Source organism: Wolinella succinogenes DSM 1740 (assembly GCF_000196135.1).
GTDB lineage: Bacteria > Campylobacterota > Campylobacteria > Campylobacterales > Helicobacteraceae > Wolinella > Wolinella succinogenes.
In genome coordinates, this window is sequence record NC_005090.1 from 342,521 (window position 1) to 356,342 (window position 13,822).

13 protein-coding genes are annotated in these 13,822 nt (G+C 49.1%); 12 read left to right on the forward strand and 1 reads right to left on the reverse strand.

Annotated elements, in window-relative coordinates:
• Nucleotides 1–36: 36 nt before the first annotated feature.
• Together WS_RS01725 and WS_RS01730 are read left to right on the forward strand one after the other, a co-directional pair.
• Nucleotides 37–753 (forward strand): Bax inhibitor-1/YccA family protein, encoded by a 717-nt coding sequence (locus WS_RS01725; protein WP_011138296.1) that lies wholly within the window; start codon nucleotides 37–39, stop codon nucleotides 751–753.
• Nucleotides 746–1,162, forward strand: a complete 417-nt coding sequence (locus tag WS_RS01730) for a hypothetical protein (RefSeq protein ID WP_011138297.1) — start codon at nucleotides 746–748, stop codon at nucleotides 1,160–1,162. The genes WS_RS01725 and WS_RS01730 overlap by 8 nt, the downstream gene beginning before the upstream one ends.
• Here the strand turns inward: WS_RS01730 and WS_RS01735 are convergent.
• Nucleotides 1,159–1,986 carry a prephenate dehydrogenase gene (locus WS_RS01735; RefSeq protein WP_041571689.1) on the reverse strand — a complete coding sequence of 276 codons (828 nt, stop codon included), beginning with the start codon at nucleotides 1,984–1,986 and terminating at the stop codon, nucleotides 1,159–1,161. The genes WS_RS01730 and WS_RS01735 overlap by 4 nt on opposite strands.
• Before the next feature lie 129 nt (nucleotides 1,987–2,115).
• On the opposite strand from WS_RS01735, the gene bamA reads away from it, so the two are divergent.
• From bamA to WS_RS01785, 10 genes are all read left to right on the forward strand, one after another.
• Nucleotides 2,116–4,347, forward strand: coding sequence for an outer membrane protein assembly factor BamA (gene bamA, locus WS_RS01740; protein WP_011138299.1), 2,232 nt, complete (start codon nucleotides 2,116–2,118; stop codon nucleotides 4,345–4,347).
• A complete protein-coding gene (locus tag WS_RS01745) occupies nucleotides 4,347–5,390 on the forward strand; it encodes a dehypoxanthine futalosine cyclase (protein WP_011138300.1) in 1,044 nt (347 codons plus the stop codon). Before bamA ends, WS_RS01745 begins: the two co-directional genes overlap by 1 nt.
• Before the next feature lie 53 nt (nucleotides 5,391–5,443).
• Nucleotides 5,444–6,688 (forward strand): M16 family metallopeptidase, encoded by a 1,245-nt coding sequence (locus WS_RS01750; protein WP_011138301.1) that lies wholly within the window; start codon nucleotides 5,444–5,446, stop codon nucleotides 6,686–6,688.
• Nucleotides 6,688–8,505: an ATP-dependent DNA helicase RecG gene (gene recG / locus WS_RS01755; protein WP_011138302.1), complete on the forward strand. Its 1,818-nt coding sequence runs from the start codon at nucleotides 6,688–6,690 to the stop codon at nucleotides 8,503–8,505. The genes WS_RS01750 and recG overlap by 1 nt, the downstream gene beginning before the upstream one ends.
• A gap of 103 nt (nucleotides 8,506–8,608) precedes the next feature.
• Nucleotides 8,609–10,030 (forward strand): replicative DNA helicase, encoded by a 1,422-nt coding sequence (locus tag WS_RS01760; protein WP_011138303.1) that lies wholly within the window; start codon nucleotides 8,609–8,611, stop codon nucleotides 10,028–10,030.
• Between the two features lie 46 nt (nucleotides 10,031–10,076).
• The gene (locus WS_RS01765) at nucleotides 10,077–11,285 is read left to right on the forward strand and encodes a ComEC/Rec2 family competence protein (protein ID WP_011138304.1); all 1,209 of its coding nucleotides are present in this window, start codon (nucleotides 10,077–10,079) and stop codon (nucleotides 11,283–11,285) included.
• Nucleotides 11,286–11,337: 52 nt separating this feature from the next.
• Nucleotides 11,338–11,880, forward strand: coding sequence for a DUF502 domain-containing protein (locus WS_RS01770; RefSeq protein WP_011138305.1), 543 nt, complete (start codon nucleotides 11,338–11,340; stop codon nucleotides 11,878–11,880).
• A gap of 3 nt (nucleotides 11,881–11,883) precedes the next feature.
• Nucleotides 11,884–12,747, forward strand: coding sequence for a menaquinone biosynthesis prenyltransferase MqnP (mqnP, locus tag WS_RS01775; RefSeq protein ID WP_011138306.1), 864 nt, complete (start codon nucleotides 11,884–11,886; stop codon nucleotides 12,745–12,747).
• A complete protein-coding gene (locus WS_RS01780) occupies nucleotides 12,744–13,229 on the forward strand; it encodes a hypothetical protein (protein WP_011138307.1) in 486 nt (161 codons plus the stop codon). The genes mqnP and WS_RS01780 overlap by 4 nt, the downstream gene beginning before the upstream one ends.
• Nucleotides 13,230–13,266: 37 nt before the next feature.
• Nucleotides 13,267–13,782 carry a DUF6115 domain-containing protein gene (locus tag WS_RS01785; RefSeq protein ID WP_041571691.1) on the forward strand — a complete coding sequence of 172 codons (516 nt, stop codon included), beginning with the start codon at nucleotides 13,267–13,269 and terminating at the stop codon, nucleotides 13,780–13,782.
• Nucleotides 13,783–13,822: the final 40 nt, after the last annotated feature.

Here is a 13,822-nt window from a genome sequence, read left to right on the forward strand (position 1 = left end):
TAACTTTAAAGATAACCCTAAACGGAGGTTTACCCTATGTCGCTTTATGACAGAAACTACCTAAATAGCTCCGCTCAAGATCAAGGCGCCTTTGGAGGCGCTAGAGAGAGCTTGAGCGAGAGTGCGTTAGTAGGTTTTGTGAAACAGACCTACCAGCTCTTCGCTGGCTCGTTGTTGGCCGCGACCGTTGGAGCCTATGTCGGACTCGGCATGGCTCCTGTGATAGCCTCTTGGTATTGGGGCTTGGTGATCTTGGAGTTTGCTCTTCTTTTTGGGATGTTCTTCCTTAAAGACAAGCCTGGCATCAACCTAGTGGTGCTTTTCGCCTTCACGTTCATGACAGGCCTAACGCTCACTCCTCTTCTCTCCAGAATTTTCAATATGCCTGGAGGCGCGAGTATTGTGGCCAATGCCTTCTTGCTCACCACGGCGATTTTTGGAATCATGAGCATCTTTGCGCTCAAAACCAAAAGCGATCTAGCGAGCATGGGCAAAATGCTCTTCATCGCCCTTATTGTAGTGGTGGTGGCTTCCATCATCAATCTCTTCCTTGGAAGCCCTCTTTTGCAGGTGATCATTGCAGGGGCAGGGGCGATTCTCTTTAGTCTCTATATCGCCTATGACACTCAAAACATTGTCCGAGGTGTTTATGATAGTCCCGTTATGGCGGCTATCTCGCTCTATTTGAGCTTCCTGAACCTCTTCATCTCTCTTCTTCAGCTTCTAGGAATTCTTGGAAACTCGGATGAGTGAGTCCAGAGAGATTGGTATCGAGAGAATCATCGATGCCAATCTCAACCGTTTGCGTGAGGGCATCCGCGTCATTGAAGACGTGATGCGCTACGCCAAGAACGATTCTCGATTCTCTCCTAAGCTGAAAATGCTACGCCATGAAGCGCGTCTAAGCCTCCCCGTGGAGCTTTTGGCTCACAGGGATGTGGTGAATGATGTCTCCAAAAAGAGCTTTGAGGATGATCTAAAAAGAGAGAATCTAGACTCGATTCTAGTGGCTAATTTCAAACGCGCCCAAGAGAGCGCGAGGGTGCTCGAAGAGACGCTTAAGCTCATGGATGAGCGCGAGAGCGAGCATTTTAAGGCGATTCGCTACGAGCTTTATGGCTTGGAGAAAGCGATCCTCTCTCCTGTTCAACCCTTGATCTAGAGGATGTGATGGAGAGTGTTGGCCTTCTCCATCCATTCATAGAGCTCCTCCCAGCGCTCCTCTTTGATGAGCTGCTCCGCTAAAATCATCTCCTTGCCAAAAAAGTCAATGGTCTGAAGTAGCTCTTCTTTGTTCTGCTTGGAGACATCCGTCCACATTCTTGCTGAGCTTTGGGCGATTCGGCTCATGTCTCTAAAGCCTCCCGCCGCAAGCGCTAGAATACTTTGGGGGTCTTCTTGGGAGAGGACAGTGTTGGCTAGTGCATAACTAATGATATGGGGCAGATGACTGATGAAGGCAGCGTGGCGATCATGGGAGGCGGAGTCCATCTTCACGATATTCATGCCGATGCGAATGAAGATCTCTTTGGCTAGTGCGCGCTGAAACTCTCCGCTTCCTTCGATATCGGTGAGCACTACGATGCGATTTTGGTAGAGCTCTTTAAAGGCGGCCTTGGGGCCGAAGTTCTCCGTTCCGCACATAGGGTGAGCGGGAACGAAGTTGCGCCTGATGGATGAGGGCACACTCTCTACAATCTTTCTCTTGGTGCTTCCAAGGTCAATCACGGTGACATGAGGGGCGAGTGGAGGGAGCTTTTGGAGTGTCTCTATGATCGAATCGACAGGAATTGCCAAAAAGATCACATCGCACTCTCTCATCTCCTCCATGGTGACGCACTCGTCCACCAAGCCCAAAAAGAGCGCCTGTTGCGTGTGGATGGGGCTCGCGTCCATTCCGACCACGGTTTTGAACATTTTTGTCTCTTTGAGTGCTAATCCCATGGAGCCTCCCATGAGACCAAGACCGATGATTCCCGCCTGCATAAAAGTCCTTTATCTGCCTAAAAATCGGCTTGGATTATACCTCAAGCTCTTTTAATCAGCATTAATTTAAAGCAGGTATAATGTTTGACTATTTTTTTGAAATCCAACACCCAAGGACACACCCACAGCATGAGATTTCTACCTCTAGCCGCCTTGTGCGCTCCACTGCTTTATGCCGCCCCCCTTCCTACGGTTAAAAATATTCAGTATGAAGGGCTCATTCACATCTCCCCTATGATTGCCAATGAGATCTCCAAAATCAAAGTCGGTGATGCGCTGGATGTGCAGAAGGTGGATCGCTCTATTATTGAGTTCCACAAGCAGGGCTATTTTGAGGATATTTGGGTGACTGAAGAATCGGGAGTGCTCACCTACCACTTCATCGAGAAGTCCACCATTGCCAATATTGAGATTAATGGGTATGGTTCAGGACAAGAGCAAGAGGCACTCTACAAAGAGATTGGAATCAAAAAAGGCGATGTCTATGATGAATCCAAAGTGGAGCGCGCCAGAAAATCGATCATGGCAGCACTTGAGAAAAAGGGATTCTATGACACGGTCGTGGAAGCGACCACCGAGAAGTTGAGCGATCAAGCGATCAAATTGACTCTGGACGTCAATAAGGGTGAGGAGATCATTATTCGCAAGGTCAACTACAATGGTGCGGAGAAGCTAAGTGCTAGCAAGCTTGAGATCCCCACGGTCAACAAAGAGCGCGAATTCATGGGCTGGATGTGGGGTTTTAACGATGGCAAGCTCAAGGTGGGCGAGCTAGAGCATGATTCTTTTCGAATGAAAGACTACTACATGAAGAAGGGCTTTTTGGATGCTGAGGTGAGCCCCCCTTCTCTTTTGGCCGATTTCACCACCTATGATGCCAATTTGGAGTTTAAGATCAGCGAGGGGAAAATCTATGAGGTCTCCAAGGTGGAGATTGTTTTAGAGGAGCCTGTGGTAGGGGTCGAGGAGTTGATGGATGAGGTGAGACTCACCGAAGGAAAGCGCTTTAATATCGAAAAACTCCGCAAAGACATGGAATCGATGAAAGAGGTTGTGGGCGACCTTGGCTATGCGTTTGTAAGAATCACGCCTGATTTGGACAAGGATGAGGAGAACGCAAAGGTGCGAATCGTCTATTATGTTCAGCCAGGAAAAAAGGTCAAAATCAATGACGTTCTCGTCTCGGGCAACACAAGAACCCTTGATAGGGTCGTGAGACGAGAGATTCTTCTGGCGCCTGGAGAGATGTATGAGGCCACCAAGGTGAAAAACTCCAAAAATGCGCTCAAGCGAATGGGTTATTTTGAGAATGTGGAGATTGAAGAACGCCGCGTGAGCGAAGATAGTGTCGATCTGCTCGTGAATGTTAAAGAGGGTCGAACGGGCGAGTTCATGTTTGGAATTGGCTATGGAAGCTACGATGGTCTCCTAGGAAGTGTCTCCGTCAAAGATAAAAACGTCTTTGGAAGTGGGATGACGGCGGGTGTCTATGTGGATAAAAGTGAGAAGGAGAGTGCCTACCGAATCAATCTCTACAACCCTAGGGTCTTAGATAGTCGCTACAGCCTCTCCACCAATGTCTATAAGCGTGACTATGAGAGCTACGATTACACGGATCGAACGACAGGATTTGATGTGGTTGGGGGGCGCTATCTCACCGATCACCTCCAAGCCACGCTGGGTTATACCATTGCACAGACGGAGCTAGTGGACTTTGTGAACAATCTAGAGGAAAAATACAAGCCCTACTATCGTGAAGGGAAATATATCAAGAGCTCCGTCATCCCCGGCCTCTCTTACGACAACACCGATGACTACTACTTCCCCCATAATGGAATCATTGCTTCGGCCTACGCTGAATACGCAGGGGCTGGAGGAGATGAAAAGTTTGTCAAATATTTTGGAAAGGTAGCCGCCTACAAGAGCCTTGAAGATTCTTTGGATATGGATTTGATCCTTCGATACAAGGCACGAGCGGGAGTGATTCAGGAGAATGGCTATCTGCCTATCAACGAGAAGTTCTACCTTGGGGGGATGTCCACCATCCGAGGATATAAATCAAGCTCTGTCACGCCCAAAGATTCTAATGATGTGCGAATCGGGGGCAAATATGTCTTCTCTAATAGCGCTGAGGTGAGCTATGGACTCTTTGAGACCGTGCAGATGCGCCTCACCCTCTTTTATGACTATGGTATGATCGGACAAGATGGCTTCAATGAGATTAGGCGAAGTTCGGCTGGAGCGGCGATTGAGTGGGTTTCTCCTTTGGGGCCCATCAACTTTGTATTCCCCCAAGCCTTGGATGATAAGCCTGGGGATAAGACCTCCTCGTTTGAATTCACAATGGGTCAGAGGTTTTAATGCGTCTAAGCGATGCAGAGATTTTGCATGAGCTGCGCCATACTCCTCTTAAGGAGCTGGGTGAGCGAGCCTATGAGGTCAAAAAGCGTCTCCATCCCAAGCGAATCACCACCTTTGTAGTGGATCGCAACATCAACTACACCAATATCTGCTGGGTGGATTGTAAGTTTTGCGCCTTTAAGCGCAAGCTCTCCCAAGAGGAGACCTATATCCTCTCCTTTGAGGAGATTGATCGAAAGATTGAGGAGCTAATCGCCATTGGCGGGACGCAGATTCTCTTTCAAGGAGGGGTGCATCCTGAGCTAAAGATTGAGTGGTATGAGAATCTTGTCTCTCATATTGCCCAAAAGTTCCCAGAGATCACCATTCATGGCTTCTCGGCCATCGAAGTGGACTACATCGCACGCCTCTCGAAACTCTCCCTCAAAGAGACACTTCAAAGACTCCAAGCCGCGGGACTCTCTTCGATTCCTGGGGCGGGGGCGGAGATTTTGAGCGATCGCGTGCGCGATATTATCGCGCCTAAAAAGCTGAGTGCGGATCGCTGGATTGAAGTGCATCGTACCGCCCATCAAATCGGCATGAAAAGCACTGCCACGATGATGTTTGGGACGATTGAAGAGGAAGAAGATATCATCGAGCATTGGAGAAGAATCCGAGAGCTGCAAGAGGAGACGGGGGGGTTTCGCGCCTTTATCCTTTGGTCTTTTCAGCCTCATCACACTCCACTCAAAGCCGAGTTTCCCCATCTTCAAAAAAGCTCTTCCAATCGCTACTTAAGACTTTTAGCCGCCAGCCGGCTCTATCTGGATAATTTCCCTAACCTCCAGAGCTCTTGGGTGACCCAAGGGAGCTACATCGGGCAGATGGCACTTCTTTTTGGAGCGAACGATCTAGGGAGCACTATGATGGAGGAGAATGTCGTCTCCGCCGCAGGAGCAAGGAATCAAATGAATCAAGAGGAGATGATCGCCCTCATTAAAGATGTGGGGGAGCTGCCTGCCAAACGCAACACCGCCTATGAGATCTTAGAGCGCTACTAAAAATGTCTATTCGTCTTTTTTTTATTCTACTATTTTCACTACAAGGAATCGTAATGGCCGCCCAGTTGAGCGAGATTGAAGTCAAAGGGGTGAAGATTCCCCTCATCTATGAAAAAAGCACCCTGATGCCCGCCGTGAATCTCCAGATCGTGTTCACTCACGCAGGTTCGATCACTGATGAGATTCCCGGGCTCGCTTCACTTAGCGCGCGAATCTTTAATGAAGGCACCAAGACGCTTGGTTCGGTGGAGTTTGCCAAGGAGTTGGAGAATCGCGCTATCAGTCTTAGTGTGGGAAGCGGGAATGAGACGCTCGTCTTTGACATGAGTGCGCTAAAGAGCGAATACTTAGAGGGATTGAGACTCACTAGAGAGCTTTTAAGGCAGCCCAATTTCACCAAAGAGGCGCTCTCCAAGGTCAAAACCGACATCAAGGCCTCGCTTTTGCGCAAAGAGAGTGACTTTGATTATGTAGCGCAGGTGGAGCTCCATCGCCGTCTTTTTGAAGGAACCCCTTTGGAGTATCCCTCCATGGGAAATCGCGAGAGCATCGAGAAGATCACCCTTAAAGAGGTGGAGGAGTTTTGGAAAAAGCGAGGGGTTTTGCGCCGAGCGATCGTGCTTGTGGGGGGTGATGTGGAGCTAGAAGAGGTCAAAAAAGATCTCCTTTCGCTCCTCTCTGTGCTTCCTTTGGGTGAAGAGGGTGAGCTTGTTCGCTATGAAGCCAAAGGGGATTTGGAGGTGAAGAGTGTGATCAAAAACACCCAGCAAGCCTACATCTACTTTGGCTCTCCTTTTAGCGTGAAGAATCTTCGTGAAGATTCTTACAAGGCAAAAGTGGCGGCTTTTGTGCTAGGAAGCAGCGGATTTGGCAGCCGGATGATGGAGGAGATTCGCGTCAAACGCGGGCTGGCCTACTCGGCTTATTGGAGAATCTCGCTCAGCAAAAGCGTCAACTACTCCCTTGGCTATCTTCAGACCAAACTAGAGAATGAGCAACAGGCTATTGGCGTGGTGCGGGAGCTCATCGAGGAGTTCCTGCAAAAAGGAATCACCGAAAAAGAGTTAGAGGGAGCCAAGCAGTTCCTCTTGGGGAGTGAACCTTTGCGCAACGAAACCTTGAGTCAGCGCCTCAGCAGCGCCTTTAGCGCCTACTATCGAGGCTTGCCTCTTGATTTTGCCAAGGAGGAGCTCCATAAGATCGAGGCGCTCACGCTTGAAGAGATCAATGCCTACATCAAAGAGCATCAGGAGCTTTTGCAGCTCTCCTTTAGTGTGGTGACCGCCCCTAAAGAGTGATGGAGCCAAGCGACCTCCTCAAACTATCCAAGCTTCACTGCAAAGACGCGCTCGATTTCGCACTCCTAGCTCCCAAGGGCTATGAGGATAGGCGCCCCTCAAGCGAGCTTGTGAGTGGAGCGGAGGGGGTGGTGGAGATAGAGACGCTGGAGTTTTCCCTGCAAAAAGGTCGGGCTAGGGGGCTGGCTTGGCTGGAGCGATTTAAAGAGCGGGCGGAGCTAATCATTTTTCACCCTTCAAAATATCATCACGCTCTCTTTGCCCCCAAAGAGCGATTCTTCGTGAAGGCGAAGGTGGAGCGGCGCTTTGGAAAACTCATCCTTATTCAACCCCAAAAGCTCGCTAAAATCGGAGAGATTCTTCCTAAATTTTCCACCAAGGTGTTCAAAAATCAGACTCTTATAGAACTCGCCTCTAGGGTGTTGAGCAAGGAGAGTCTCATCGCTTTAGGGATTCCCGCTTTGTATGCTTCACGGCTTTGTGAGCTTTTTTTCCCTGATGACTCTTTTTTGAGGCGTTACCAGCAAGAGAGAGGAATTCCAAAAGAGCATCAAGAGGCGCTCAAGTTTGCGGAAATCTTCCGCCATCTTCGAGCACTCGTGGGGAAAAAGCGCTCCTTTGAGGCACTTTGTCGTTGCCAAAACGCTCCTTGGCCTTTTGTGGATTCCCTCCCTTTTCCTCTCACATCGGGTCAAAAAGAGGCGATTGGAGCGATTTGGCGCGACCTCTCTTCCTCCAAGGCGGCACGGCGAATCATCATGGGAGATGTGGGGTGCGGGAAGACTCTAGTGATCTTAGCGGCTGCCTACATGGCCTATCCAAAACAGGCGGTTTTGATGGCGCCCACGACGATTCTAGCGGAGCAGCTCTATGCGGAGGCGAAGCGTTTTTTGCCCGCTCATTTTAAGATTGCGCTGGTGATGCAGGAGAGATCAAGCGATTCTTTGGAGGCGAATCTGCTCATTGGGACGCACGCCCTTTTGTATCGAAAGCTCGATCAAGCGGCTTTAGTGATGATTGATGAGCAGCATCGATTCGGCACGGCGCAGAGAAGTACGCTAGAGCGCTCTCTTTCCGATGAGAGAGGGCATCGACCTCATGTTTTGCAGTTTTCAGCAACCCCTATCCCTAGGACGCTGGCCATGATTGAATCCAATCTCATTGATTTCACCTTTATTCGCGACATCCCCTTCCCCAAGGATATCACCACCCGCGTGATTGCAAAAGGCGATTTTCCTGCGCTTTTGAGCCATCTTGCTCAAGAGATCGCACAGGGGAAGCAGGCGGCGATTATCTATCCTTTGGTGGAGGAGAGTGAGAATCTTGACTATCTTTCGCTCAAAGAGGGCGAAGCCTTTTGGCGAAAACGCTTTGAGGGGGTCTATGTGACTCATGGGAAGGATAGGGAAAAAGAGGCCGTTTTGGAGGAGTTTAGAGAGAAGGGGAAGATTCTCCTAGCCACCACAGTGGTGGAGGTGGGAATCTCGCTCCCCAAGCTCTCCACGATCGTGATTGTGGGAGCGGAGAGATTAGGGCTTGCCACGCTTCATCAGCTCCGCGGGAGGGTGAGTCGCAACGGACTCAAAGGTTACTGTTTTTTATACACCCATCATAAAGCCTCCAAGCGACTCGATGATTTTGCCTCCACGCTAGATGGCTTTGAAATCGCCGAGCTTGACCTCAAATATCGCCAAGGAGGTGATCTCGTGGGGGGTGGACGGCAGAGCGGAGAGTCGTTTACCTATTTTGATCCAAGCTGTGATCAGGAGCTATTGCAAGAGGCGCAAGCGATTTTAAATGCACAGGTCAAAAGATAGCGAGTTAAAAAAGTGCAGTGGCGATATAGGCGTCAAAGTTAAACAATAAACCGTTATAATCTCCGATACAGCAGAGCCAAATAGCAACGGAGAGCCTAAAGAGATGCAAGAATACGGAATCCAAATCGAACGATCGGTGCTAAGCTCCATCCTCTTTGACCCGAGTCGATTCGAAGAGATTAGCACTAAAATCGATTCTAAAGACTTCTCTTATCTCCCCCATCGTCATATTTTTGAGGCACTCAAAGAGCTTCATCGACTCGACCTTCCGCTAGATGAAGAGTTCATTGTCAAAAAAGAGACGCCTGAGCGTCCGATTGACCGAGAAGAGCTCCTCTATATTTTAGGCACCAATCCTATCTCTAGTATTGAGGCCTATGTCAACGAGATCAAAGATCGCTCCATCAAGCGTGAGCTCCACCGCCTTGCTAACACGATTCGCGAATATAGCCAAAAGGAAGAGCTAGAATCAGAGCAGATTCTTGACCACCTAGAGAGCGAGCTCTATAAAATCTCTCAAGACAACGAGAATCGTGACTTCAAAGAGGCCAAAGAGGTGACGCTCGCCACGCTAGAGCACATCAAAAAGATGAAAGAGCGGGGCAATACGATTCTCATCGGGGTGGATACAGGCTTTAAAGAGCTCAATAAAATGACCACGGGTTTTGGCCATGGAGATCTAGTCATTGTCGCAGCACGCCCAGCGATGGGCAAAACCACCTTTGTTCTCAATATGGCGCAAAAAGCGCTGGACACAGGCAAAGGAGTGGCGATCTTTTCTTTGGAGATGCCCGCTGAACAGCTGATGCTACGGATGCTTTCAGCCAAAACCTCCATTTCACTTCAAAATCTTCGGGTGGGGAATCTCCAAGACGAGGAGTGGGAGCGGCTCTCAAGGGCGAGTGATGAGATGGCTAAAAAACCTCTTTTTGTCGATGATAACAGCAGTCTCACGATTAACCAGCTTCGCTCCAAGCTTCGCAAGCTCAAATCGCGTCACCCTGAAGTGGGAATGGCGATTATTGACTACCTTCAGCTCATGAGCGGGACAGGAAGCCGTGATCGACACTTGGAGGTGAGCGAGATTAGCCGAGGGCTCAAGATGCTTGCTAGGGAGCTTGAGATTCCTATTATTGCCCTCTCGCAGCTCAATCGGAGCCTGGAGAGTCGAAGCGACCGAAGGCCAATGCTCTCCGACTTAAGAGAATCGGGCGCTATTGAACAGGACGCCGACATTATCCTTTTTGTCTATCGTGAGGCGGTTTACAAAATGAAAGATGAGAAAGAGAAAGAGGAGCAGGCCAAGAAAGAGGGCAAAGAGTATCGAAGCAACTTCGTGAATAAAAACGAAGAGGAGGCGGAGATCATCATTGGCAAGCAACGAAACGGCCCTATTGGAACCGTGAAGCTCATATTCCACAAGCACTGCACGCGATTTGTTGATTTTGATAAAGAGGTGGAGATTGTCTTTGAAGAGGGAAAATTTGACACCAATGAGGCAAAGATCGAGATGGCCAGCATCTGAGATCACCCTTTTAGATTCCCCAAAGGAGTGGGCAGGATTGCTTTTGGTGGCTCTTTTGGTGGGGCTTCTCTCTTGGGGTTTTGAATATCATGCCTTTAAAAAGCTAAGAGAAGAGCCAAAGAATCGCCTCCAAGCCCAAGTGCTCCTGCAATACACTAAAAAAGATGAGAAGGGCGAGCGAATCGTGCTCAAACTTCGCACCCAAGAGGGAGTGCAGTTTTACACCACCACCAAAGAGCCTCTGCAAGATCTTACTTTTCGCTATGTTTCACTCACGATTCTTCCTCAAAAGATCACCTTTTTGGACTATCTTAAAGGCTTTTATGCCCCCTCGTATTGGATCATCTTGCGCCCTGAGCGTGACTTTAGAGGGCCTTTGAGGGCGTGGATAGAGGGGCAGCATAAAGAGGCGCTCGCCGGGAGCCTCTATCGCACCCTCTTTTTGGCCGATCCTTTGGAGAAGTCACTTCGAGAGGGGGCGTCAAGGCTTGGAATCTCGCATCTTTTAGCCATTAGCGGATTTCATTTAGGGGTGCTCTCTGGAGTGCTTTGGGGAATCTTTTGGTTTCCCTATCGCTTTTTGCAGAGACGATTCTTTCCCTATCGAAACGCTTTTTATGATCTAGGCGCGCTCACGCTTCTTTGTATGTTTGGCTATCTCCTTTTGCTTGGGGGCTCGCCCTCTTTTTTGAGAGCATTGGCGATGGGGGTTTGGGGCTATTTTTTGCTTCACAGGGGGGTGAAGATTCTCTCTTTTAGCTCGCTTTTGGCGGTGGGAATCATGCTTGTAGCCCTTTTCCCAAGACTTCTTTTTTCTGTTGGATTTTTCCTCTCGATGATGGGTGTTTTTCTCATCTTTCTCCATTTGCGGCACACAGCCCATCTCAAAGGATGGGTCAATTTTATTTTGTTGAATCTCTGCCTCTATTTTTGGATGCTCATCCCTGTGCACTCTATTTTTGAGACCTTTTCGCCCTATCAGCTCTTCTCGCCACTCCTTACGATGCTCTTCACTCTTTTTTATCCCCTCGCCCTTTTTTTGCATCTTGTCGGCGGAGGAGGCATGGGGGATGATTGGGTGCTCTTTGGGTTGCTTGGGGGTTATGAGAGCATAAGCGTGCGCGCTACTTGGCCATGGATGGCTGGCTATGGAATCCTTGCGCTCTTGGCGATGCGCTACCTTTGGGCGTATGTGGGCTTTGGGGCGCTCTGTATGAGCTTCTTTTTCTACGCTATTTATCTATTTTTGGGATGATATAAGATAAGATAAATATAAAATGATATCTCAGAGTGTTAAGGAGTGAGGGATGGAGGATATTTTTCGGCGTATTAGCAAGGGATTGCTCACGATTCTTCCTTTTGTGATTCTGGTTTGGATATTCTCTTTTGTCTATAAAATGTTGGCGGGGATCTTCTTCTATCTCTTTGGAATGACGGATAGCAACCTCTTTGCCACGCTCTTTATCATGTTCTGTTCGCTTGTGATTCTCTTTTATATTGGCTTTTTGGTGGAGAAGAATCGGGAGTTTTTGCTTTTGAAGTTCACTGAATTGGTCATTGAACGTATCCCCGTGGTCAAAGGGGTCTATGCGACGGTTAAAGATTTGATCAAAATCTTCTCTGGCGGCGACAAAGAGAACTACCTAGGCGTGGCCTATGTTGCCTTTGGGGGGAGCAAGCTGATTGGCTTTATCACCAAAGAGGAGGAGGATGGCTATTGGATATTTGTGCCCACTACGCCCAACCCCACCACGGGACTCCTGCTCAAGATCAAAAAAGAGGAGGTTGAACTCTCGAACATGAGCATCTCCGATGGCTTTAAAAAGATCATCTCCTTGGGGGTCAAGTAGGTCATGAACTTCTCTAAGGTGCTTCAGACGCTAAAAAATTTCAATGAGCTGGTGATGTTCCAGCATACGATCTTCTCGCTTCCCTTTATTTTTATTGCCATGATCACAGCTGCAGGCGGGTGGTTTGGCTGGAAGCTACTCCTTCTTGGCCTAGGGGCAGCGGTGAGCGCGAGGAACTTCGCCATGGCGTTTAATCGATGGTGTGATCGAGATATTGACGCCAAAAATCCTCGAACTGCCTCTAGACCTAGCGTGGATGGACGCGTAGGGGGAGGCAAGATGGTGCTTTTTATTTTGGGTAATGGAGCGCTATTTGTGGGGGTCGCCTATCTCATTAATGATCTCGCCTTCAAGCTCTCTCTGCCTATTTTGGGTATCTTGGCACTCTATTCGGTGATGAAACGATTCTCCTTTTTGGCGCATCTCATCCTAGGGCTCTCCCTAGCGCTCGCTCCTATCGCGGGAGTGATCGCGGTGAGCGAGAGCGTGCCTCTTTGGTCGCTCTTTCTCTCTTTGGGTGTGCTCTTTTGGGTGGCAGGCTTTGATGTGCTCTACTCCTTGCAGGATATAGAATTTGACAAAAACGAGGGGTTGCACTCTATTCCCTCGCGCTTTGGCGAAAAAAAAGCGATTCTTCTCTCTAGAATCTTTCATCTGTTCACGCTCTTTTTCTGGTTCCTCTTTGTCATCTTTGCCCCTTTAGGGCAGATCATGCTTTTTGCATGGGCCTTCTGTGTCATGATGCTTGGGTATGAGCATTACTTGGTGAGTCAGGATTTTAGGAATATTCCCAAGGCCTTCTTCACTGTCAATGGCTATCTTGGAATCGTCTTTTTAACCTTTTGTATTGCGGATAGAGCGCTATGAGTGACTGGGGGAGGGTGGTTCGCGTCCCTTTGAGCTTGGAGTGGGAGAGGGTTGAGGCGAGAGAGGGGGAGTTTGAGAGGGAATTCCTTTTGCTCTCCGACCTTGAAGATGATCCCGTGGGGCAGTGGGTGAAGATGGCCAAAGCCAAGGGAGAGGCAAAGTATAGTGATGAGCTTACACTAAAGCTTCTAGTGGCGCTTCATCAAAAGATTGACACGCTCACCAAATTGCTCCAAAATGAGAGCCGAGAGTATCCCGCGCTTGCCTTTAAAGGGGCGGTTGAATCGATAGGACATGGGGTAGTGGTGATGCAAGAATCGGTCTTTAAGAGCCAAGAGCTTTACTATGCCCGAATCAACCTCCCCGTTTTTCCTCAGAGAATCGTCCCCCCTTTTTTTAGAGGGGCTAGAGGAGAGGGCGGCAAAGCTAGTGAGAATCCACGACAAAGATCAGAAGGATTGGGACACCTATATCGCCTCTAGGGAGCGAGCGATGATTCGAGAGAGCAAAGGGGGATAAATGCTAGAGGGAAGTATGACATGGATCATGGCGGGCGGTGGAGCGCTCTTTTTACTCTTGCTTTTGGCCTACCTCTATCTCAAGGAGATGGAGACCAACAAGCGGCTTCGCCACTTTGAAAAGTCGATTGAAGAGCTCAATAAGCAGCTCTATAAGCTCCAAAAAAAGATCAAAGAGGATGAGGTGGAGAGCGAGTTCTCTAGCTCCGCGCTGAGCCACTCCCTGCGCCAAGAGGTGAAAGAGGCGGTGAATAATGCCGCGGCTGGAATCTATCAGAGTGTTGAGAGGGTCGAGGCGCTCTGGATGGAGCATCGAGACAGGGTGGACGAGAAGATCGTGATGCTAGAGGAGAGGGTCAAAGAGATGGGCTATTTCCCCACCAGCCCCAATGGAGTGGATGAGGCGCGAATCCTTAGCATGTTCAAGGATGGATGGAGTATCGATTCTATCGCCAAAGAGCTCCGCATTGGCAAGGGAGAGGTGGAGTTCACCCTCAAGCTCGCTAATATTGAGTGAGTGGATTTTTAGGCTCATTTTGGGTATATTTCCGCCCCTA